The organism is Nostoc sp. CALU 546, from assembly GCF_048836525.1.
In genome coordinates, this window is the sequence record NZ_JAWJTF010000333.1 from 1 (window position 1) to 2146 (window position 2146).

The following is a 2146-nucleotide window of genomic DNA, read 5'->3' on the forward strand; positions in this document are numbered from 1 at the left end:
GGTTGAGTCGATGGGGGATATTATTCCCCGCACCTCTCAGTTAGATCCGTGCGTACCCGTTTCCGTGTACACGGCTCCCGATGTTCTTAGCTTGCGCTTTTGCTCATGTGCTTATAATCGTGGCAACTCTCGTGAATTGCTTCCAGATTATTTTTCTTCCAGTTGGCGTGATTTCCATCGATGTGATGCAGGTGAACCCGTTCCTCATCGATGAACTTTAAGCCGCAAGAGGCACATCTATGGTTTTGCTTCTTAAGAGCTTTAGAGGTTCCGCTATCATAGAGTTGACTGTTACGTTCACTCCAGTAGGCTGTATCTCCGTCGTAAGGTGATTTAGTTCCCTTGACAGAAGTGTGTTTGTTTTCGGAGTAGGGAACCTTTGGGAATGCTTTGTCTAGTAATTTCTTGCTAGAGTAGCGGTTTTGCTTGGTTTCCTTGTTAAATACCGTGTAAGCTCTTGTTTCGATGTGGTATAGCGAGTTTTTAGACCCGTCCATCTTGCAGAACTTATGGTAATTTCTCCACCCTCTAACTACCGGGGCTAATTTCTCAGCCTTTGTGGTAACACCATAATTCGAGTTGTTGACGATGTGCTTTACTTTCTTGCGAAAAGCTTTGAAGTTGTCCATTGAAGGGATACATCTAAACTTTCCGTTTTTCTGGACTTTGAAGTGCCAGCCGAGGAAATCAAACCCATCTGTCGCGGCGGTAACTTTGGTTTTCTTTTGGCTTACATTCATTCCGCGTTTGCGGAGGAACTCGCTGATTCTTTCAAGTATCTCTATCGCATCATCTTCGGGTCGGAGTATAATAACCATGTCATCCGCGTATCGGACTGATGGCTCGGTGATATCCTCTTTTGAGGTTTTATCAGTGATTCTGTTTCCTCGTTTGTAGTTATAGTGGTATCTGTGTATACTCTCAATCCCGTTGAGTGCGATGTTAGCTAGTAATGGGCTGACCACTCCCCCCTGTGGGGTTCCTTGTTCAGGGAATTCTGGATTTACCCCTGCCTTGAGGCATCGGAAAATACCGAGTTTTAAGCCTTTGGGGGCAATGAGTTCATCCATTATTGCTGAGTGGTTAATCCTGTCGAAGCACTTTTCGATATCGAGTTCTATAACTCGTTTTTCTATTCCACTGCAAGCAGAACGGAGGTTATTGAAGATGTATTTTTGTGCATCGTGGGCAGAGCGCCCGGTTCTGAACCCGTAGCTCCTAGCGTGGAAGGTGGCTTCGTGTGCTGGTTCCAGTGCATATTTTGCTAGGCATTGCCAAGCTCTATCCGCGATGGTCGGTATCTTGAGCATTCTGGTAGTCCCGTCCTTCTTGGGAATGGGGATTTCCCGTAATCCTTGATGCTTCCAATTTCCACTATTCATTTTCAGTAGTTCTTCAAGGTTGAAGCGTTGTTCAAATGAGAGGGATTTCTTACCATCAATACCAGCCGTCTTTTTACCAGCGTTTAGCTGAGATACAAGTCTAATTGCAAGAAATCGAGCCGAGGTAGATTTAAGAATAAGCTTTTGGAGTGACCTAGCTTTCCGCTTGTCTCCAACTTGAACAGCTTTATACACGCGCTTTTGAAGGCGGAAAAGATTTCGGCGGAATTTCTTCCACGGTAAAGCTCTCCAAGATTCACTAGTTTTGTAACTGTGTCTAATCATTTTCTCTTCTAGAGTTTGTGTATTCTGAACACCTCAGACCAATTACGGTCTGTCCTACCCGAATTGTGGGAATTAATCCGCTCGTCTGGTCTACTTGGGGGTTCGACCGCCCCTAGACCCACAACTCGTTTTTATTCGTTCCCTCGGAGAGATTGATTGTTCCGTTAGGTGTGGTCAATTCAACCACTGGATTCCCAAGACTCTTGCCGCTATAAGATGGAGATGCGGCGGGAATTAATTCTCCAGTGGAGTCAAGGTTTTTATGTTACGCCCTGCTCTTGCATAGGTTGCTTTTCTAGACCCGGTTTCACCGTAGGAACTCCCTGTTAGCGCCAGTGTCAGCCCGCAACGGCTGTCTGATTGCACCCTGTTCCCAGCTTCACTCTACAAGAACCGAGCTTGTTCGGTGTGGGCAGGTAAGGAGTCAATTCTGAGTCTGAATGGCAAGGCTTGCACTTGCATCTGACCGAGAGTTCAGC

Annotated in this window: 1 protein-coding gene; it reads right to left on the reverse strand. The window is 46.1% G+C overall.

Going from position 1 to position 2146, the window contains the following annotated elements; all coding sequences use genetic code 11:
* Nucleotides 1-86: 86 nt before the first annotated feature.
* Complete coding sequence (locus tag RRG12_RS43395) at nt 87-1667, reverse strand: group II intron reverse transcriptase/maturase (RefSeq protein WP_099073487.1); 1581 nt, start codon at nt 1665-1667, stop codon at nt 87-89.
* Between the last annotated feature and the right edge of the window lie 479 nt (nt 1668-2146).